General features: G+C 69.9%; 5 protein-coding genes and 1 pseudogene. 2 read left to right on the forward strand and 4 right to left on the reverse strand.

Annotation, left to right across the window (positions count from 1 at the left end):
• Window positions 1–538 (reverse strand): annotated as a pseudogene (locus RMO85_RS13105) (molybdopterin molybdenumtransferase MoeA); the annotation flags it as partial.
• Window positions 531–1913 (reverse strand): UTP--glucose-1-phosphate uridylyltransferase, encoded by a 1383-nt coding sequence (locus tag RMO85_RS13110; RefSeq protein ID WP_310529168.1) that lies wholly within the window; start codon window positions 1911–1913, stop codon window positions 531–533. The pseudogene RMO85_RS13105 and the gene RMO85_RS13110, both read right to left, overlap by 8 nt.
• 22 nt (window positions 1914–1935) lie before the next feature.
• On the opposite strand from RMO85_RS13110, the gene RMO85_RS13115 reads away from it, so the two are divergent.
• Window positions 1936–2535, forward strand: coding sequence for a 5-formyltetrahydrofolate cyclo-ligase (locus RMO85_RS13115; protein ID WP_310529169.1), 600 nt, complete (start codon window positions 1936–1938; stop codon window positions 2533–2535).
• Here the strand turns inward: RMO85_RS13115 and RMO85_RS13120 are convergent.
• Both RMO85_RS13120 and RMO85_RS13125 read right to left on the reverse strand, forming a co-directional pair.
• Complete coding sequence (locus tag RMO85_RS13120) at window positions 2525–3235, reverse strand: AIM24 family protein (protein WP_310529170.1); 711 nt, start codon at window positions 3233–3235, stop codon at window positions 2525–2527. The genes RMO85_RS13115 and RMO85_RS13120 overlap by 11 nt on opposite strands.
• Window positions 3236–3252: 17 nt before the next feature.
• A complete protein-coding gene (locus RMO85_RS13125; RefSeq protein WP_310529171.1) occupies window positions 3253–5874 on the reverse strand; it encodes a penicillin acylase family protein in 2622 nt (873 codons plus the stop codon).
• Window positions 5875–5980: 106 nt separating this feature from the next.
• On the opposite strand from RMO85_RS13125, the gene RMO85_RS13130 reads away from it, so the two are divergent.
• The coding region (locus tag RMO85_RS13130; protein ID WP_310529172.1) for a zinc ribbon domain-containing protein at window positions 5981–6080 on the forward strand (100 nt) is incomplete at its 3' end.

The following is a 6080-nucleotide window of genomic DNA, read 5'->3' on the forward strand; positions in this document are numbered from 1 at the left end:
GGGGACGCGGACGGCAGCGCACGGTGGCACGACCGATGGCGGCGAGCAGACCGAGGTGACGCGGCCCGAGGACGGTGCCCTGCTCGAGCAGCTGGTCGCCCACGGCGACGTCCTCGCCGGCCGTGCGGATGTGCTGGCCCCGGGTCGGCGCCCGGGTGATCCGGACCTGGGCGACGCCCCGGTCGGTCCACTCATAGGGCACCACGGCGTCACAGCCGGTCGGCACCGGGGCGCCGGTCATGATCTTCGCGGCCGTGCCGGGCGAGATGGCCATCAGGCCGGCCCGGCCGGCGCCGATCTCCCCGACCACCGGCAGGTGGACCGGGTTGTCGCCGGAGGCGGCCGCGACATCGGCGTACGTCACGGCGTAGCCGTCCATGCCGGAGTTGTCGAAGCCCGGCAGGGCGATCGTCGCCGAGACGTCCTCGGCCAGGGCGAGCCCGAGCGCCTCCATCAGCGGCTGCGGGAAGTCTGGCAACGGGGAGACCGAGGCAAGGATCCGCTCGACGAGGTCGGGGACCGGGAGCAGGTCAGGCATCGGCAGCCAGCACGGCGGACGCCTCGATGCGCCTGGCGCTCGGTGCCTTGATCGCCACGTCGCCCACGACGCGCACGCCGCGACCGAAGGTGACGTCGCCGTCGACGACCAGCGAGGTGGCCTCGCGCAGCGAGGGGGCGCCGTCGGGGAAGCGCTTGTCGAAGTCGCGGACCAGCTTGTAGAAGTCGCTGTCGAGATCGACGAAGGGGACGCCCTCCGACGCCTGGTCCAGCACGAAGTCACGACCGAGGTCATAGATGTCGGAGCGCAGCACCAGCAGGTCGTTGGTCGTCTTGACCGGCACGAACCGGTCGCGGCCGACCTCGATGGTGCGCGCGCCCTCGAAGATCTCGATGGCGGCCCCCATGGCGGTCTCGATCTGGACCACCTCGGGCGTCGTCGGGTCGACCGGGTCGAGGTGCTTCACGTTGCGGATCATCGGCAGGCCCAGGATGCCCTGGCGCGCATCCAGCGCCTCGGTCATCGCGTCGAGGTCGAACCACAGGTTGTTCGTCGAGGTGAACCGGTGCCGGTCGAGGTCGGCGAGCGCGTCCAGGTCGGCGTCGAGGGTCTGGGCACTCTCGCGCAGCACGATCCGGCCGTCGGCCTTGCGCTGCGCGAAGTGTCCGCCCTTGCGGTCGGAGGAGGTGCGGCGCACGGCCTCGATCGCGAACGGAGCGCCGCTCGCAGCGAACCACCCCGCCACGCGGGCGTCCGGCACGGCACCGAGGTTGTCGGAGTTGGAGACGAAGACGTGGCGGAAGCCGGCGTCGCGCAGCCGGCCGAGGAGGCCGGTGCCCCGGAGGGCGGTGTAGAGGTCGCCGTGGCCCGGCGGACACCACTCGAGATCGGGGTTCTTCGGGAAGGACGCCGGCACCAGGTTGGACAGGAGCAGCTTCGGCACCTTGTTCTGGAGGAACTCCAAAGGCAGCCCGTCGACCTGGAGGTCCTGGTAGCGCGCCAGCGCGGCCATCGTGTCGGCCGACGTGCGGAACGAGTTCATGAAGACCAGGGGCAGCGTGGCGTCGTACACCTTGCGAAGGTGCAGCACCTGCCGGGCGATGATGTCGAGGAAGCTCAGCCCGCGGCGCACGCACAGGAGCGACTTCGCGCGGTCCATGCCCATCGACGTGCCGAGGCCGCCGTTGAGCTTGATCACGACGGTCGTGCGGATCGCCTCGGCGGCCACCTCGTCGCTCACCTCGACGTCGGCCAGGGCGGGCATCTCGAGGGGACTGATCGTGGACTCCGCGATCATGCCCGTCTCGCCGTGCTCGAGCAGGCGGTAGTAGTGCGCGAACGTGTCGATCGCGACGGGATCGACACCGGCATCCTGCATTTTCGCGCGCGCCATCTCGAGGCCTTTGCTACCCATGCTCTGATCGTAGGCTGATTGTGTGTCAACACCACCCCAGCCCTGCGAGCAGTCCGCCAAGCAGACCTTGCGTGACCACGTCATCACCGCGCGGAGGCAGCGTCCGCTGGCCGAGTCGCTCACTGCTACGCGCGCGATCGCCGACCACGTGCTGGCCTGGGATGCCGTACGCCGCGCGGCCACCGTCGCCGCCTACGTCTCGGTCGGCCGCGAGCCCGGCACGGGACTGCTGCTCGACGAGATGCTGGCGATCGGGAAGCGGGTGCTGCTCCCGGTGCTGCGCCCGGACAACGATCTCGACTGGGCCGAGTACACCGGCGACCTCGTCGCCGCGTCGCGCGGGCTGCTCGAGCCGACCGGTCCTCGGCTGGGCGTGGACGCGATCACGAGCGCTGACGTCGTGCTGGTGCCCGGGCTGGCCGCCTCCGTCGACGGCGACCGACTGGGTCGCGGTGGTGGCTCCTACGACCGCGCGCTCGCGCGGATCGGCGCAGGCGTGCCCATCGGCGTACTCCTCCACCAGGACGAGGCCGGACTCGATGTGCCGACCGAACCCCACGACCGCCACGTGACGCACGTGGTGACCCCGGCCGGCGTCAGCCAGTCGACGATCAGCCCTTGAGCAGGTCGCCGAGCAGGCCGCCACCGCCGCCGCCGGAGCCGGACGCGGGTGCCACCCACTCATAGGGCTGGACGACCACGAACCCGGGGCCGTGGAAGGAGTACTGGAAGGCCTCGCCGGACCCGCCGCGCAGCATCGACTTCATGTTCATGCTCGACACGACAGCGGGTGTCAGCGCCGAGGACCACGCGACGGCGGCCTGCACGTCGACGTAGGTCGGCTGCTGGGAGCAGTCGAGGACGACCGGCTTGCCCACGGTGCACAGCGCGACCGTGCCGCTGCCGCGGACCGTGGTGTTGAAGAGGCCGCCGGCCATGATGCCGGCGCCGCGGACGCGGTTGATGTCCCACTCCATGGCGGCGTCGAAGGCCAGCAGGTTGCGGCCGTTGACGGAGATGCCGTCCCCCTCGAGCGTGACGAGGTGAACGGTGCCGGCCTCCTGCGCGAAGAAGACCTCGCCCTGTCCGGAGACCCGCATCAGCGGGATGTCCTCGCTGGTCACGACCTTCTTGATCAGCTTGGCCATCGAGCCGGACTTCTCGTGGTCGAAGCGGATCTGGCCCTGGAAGGCGACCATCCCGCCCTTGACCGCCAGCACGTCGGGACCGAGCGAGACACGCAGCATGTGGCTGTTCTGGAGGGCAAAGCGCTGCCCGTCACCGATCTCGAGATTGTCGTGGGCGAACAGTTCGCTCTTCATGCCCAGCAGCGTAGCGATCAGTCGGACGCGCCGGCAGGCGTCAGCACCAAGGTGTCGTCGGCGGCCTCGACGACGGCATCGCGGGAGAACGCCCACGGGAGATAGTCGCCGTCGACGTAGAGCTCCGTCTGGTCGCCGTAGTGCGAGGACCCCGGGTGACCCGAGACGCCGGTGAGGTTGATGTAGCGGGAGCGGTCGAGGTCGGCCAGCGAGACCACCATCCTCATCGACGGCGCAGCGGTCACGGCGTAGCCCTCGGCCGCGTCCCAGCTGGTCGCGTCGACGATGCTCGACCCGCCGCCGACATCGTTGCCGATGCGGTTGAACAGCCGCTCGATCGGCGCGATGCCGGACTCACCCAGCGTCGAGTGGCGCAGGTCCAGCTGGTGCAGGTGGCCCCAGGTCCAGTCCTCGGGGTCGAGGGCCTGGCGCTTGGTCAGCTCGTCGCGGGCATCGCGCATGGCCTGGCGCAGGATGTCGTCGCGCGACTCGGTGACGTCCTCCGTCGCGGTGTCGTCCCACCACGGTCCGGCCGGCTCGCGCAACAGGTTGGTGACCACCGCGAACCACCGGTCACCGCCGTTGGGCCAGATCCCCTGACGGAGCTCGTCGTGGAAGGTGAGGCGCAGCAGGTTGCTCCACACCACGTTGTAGTACGCCGCCGCCGCGCTGTCCGCAGGCTGCGTGAAGTCCCAGTCGGCCAGCAGCTCCTGGCCGTCGCGGAAGTAGGTCGAGCCGAGGTCCTCGATGTCGAGGAGGTAGGGCACCAGGGTCGCCGCCATCGGGTTGGCGTCGTCGAGCTGGAGCCTGGTCATCTCATCGATCGAGAGCTCGCCCTCCGCCTCCAGCAGTTCGCGGATCCGGGTCGAGCGATAGCCGAAGTCCCAGTCGTCGGTGAGGAAATAGGGATAGTCCTCGTTGGTCACGGCCTGGTTGGCGGTGACGATGAAGCCCTCCTCCGGGTCGAGCACGTTGGGCAGTCCGTCGAACGGGATGTAGTCACCGGTCCAGTCGTTGGCCGACAACCAGCCCTCGGCCGGCATCTCGCCGGTGTTGCCGGACTTGCGGATCGGCACCCGCCCTGGCGCCTGATAGCCGATGTGGCCCTCCCGGTCGGCGTACACCAGGTTCTGGGCGGGTACGGCGAAGTCGCTGGCCGCCGCCCGGAACTCGTCCCAGTTGCCGGCGCGGTTGAGGCTGAGCACCGCATCCGCGGTCGTCGTCGGCTCCAACGCCGTCCACTGCAGGGCGACGGCGTAGCCGTTGCCCCGCTCCCCCGGCTGGTCGGTCGGCGCGTTGGCCCCGACGGTGCTGAGCTCCTGGGACACGTCACTGAGCAGCGGGCCGTGCGCGGTCTCGCGGATGTGCAGGGTGAAGTCGTCGCCGTCGCGGACCTTGATCGTCTCGGTGCGCAGCTCGAGCGGCTTCGCCTCGCCGTCCTGGATCAAGTCCGTCCCCTGGAACTGCTCGAGGTAGAGGTCGGTGACGACCGGCCCCAGGTTGGTGAAGCCCCAGGCGATGTCGGCGTTGTGACCGATGATCACGCCGGGCACGCCCGAGAAGGTGAAGCCGGCCACGTCGAGCGTGCAGTCGGCCGTGATCTCGCGGCAGTGCAGCCCCATCTGCATCCAGATCCCGGGCTGGCTGACGCCCAGGTGCGGGTCGTTGGCGAGCAGCGGCTGCCCGGTCGCGCTGTGCTTGCCGTCGACCACCCAGGAGTTGGAGCCGATGCCGTCGCCGCGCCCGAGCAGCTCCGGGAGACGGTCCAGGCCCGCCCGGAGGTCAGCCAGGGCCTCGACGGTGTCCGTGTTGTACGCGGGCCGACGCGGGTTGCGGGTGGCGTTGCCGGTCGCGTTCTGCTCGAACACACCGTCCACGACCCCGCCGGTGCGCACGATCGGGGGGTGCGCCTCCAGGTCGTAGCTCGGGTAGAGGTCGGCGATCTCCTCCGGGGTGTGGTCCAGACTGGCCATCACCCGGGCGATCTCGTCGTCCATGTTGCCGCGCAGGTCCCAGGCCATCGCCTTGAGCCAGGCCAGCGAGTCGGCGGGCTCCCAGGGCTCCGGCTCGTAGTCGAGACCAGTCAAGCCGAGGATCGTGTACTCGACCGCGATCTCGGAGGTGCCGTAGTGCTCGAGGTAGGAGTTGACGCCGTCCGCATAGGCCGAGAGCGCAGCGCGGGTCTCGGTGTCGAGCAGGGCCCATTCCTGCTCCGCGACCCGGCGCCACCCCATGGTGCGGATGTACTTGTCGGTCTCGAGCCCGTCCTCGCCGAACAGCTCCGAGAGCCGTCCGGCCGTCACGTGGCGGCGGACGTCCATCTCGAAGAACCGGTCCTGCGCCGCCACGAATCCCTGGGCGCGCATCAGGTCGTCGTCGGTGTCGGCGTAGATCTGGGCGATGCCGTGGTCGTCGCGGATGACCTCGACCTCCGCTGCCAGTCCCGCCAGCTCGAGCTCGCCGTCGGTGACGGGCACCGGGCGGCGTACGAAAACCGCAACAGTCACGAGGAGCACGACCACCAGCAGCGCGAGGGCCGCCGCGACGTAGGCGGACCAGCGCAGCCGCCTGGGCGCTCTGCGGAACAGGGTGCGCAACGAGAACTCGTCGGCGGGGCGGGGCTGCGGCTGCTCTGTCATCTCACCCAGCATTGTGCCGTACCCTTGGCAGTCGATCGGGTGGAGTGCCAGCGAGTCGCGGGCCCGCCGGATCGGGTTCCCGGAAGCGCTGACCCCAAGGTTACTGATGCCCACCTATCAATACGCCTGCACCGAGTGCACTCACGCGTTCGAGCAGTTCCAGAGCTTCAGCGAGGACTCGCTGACCGTGTGCCCGGTGTGCGAGG

It is taken from the genome of Nocardioides sp. (assembly GCF_031422975.1).
Lineage (GTDB): Bacteria > Actinomycetota > Actinomycetes > Propionibacteriales > Nocardioidaceae > Nocardioides.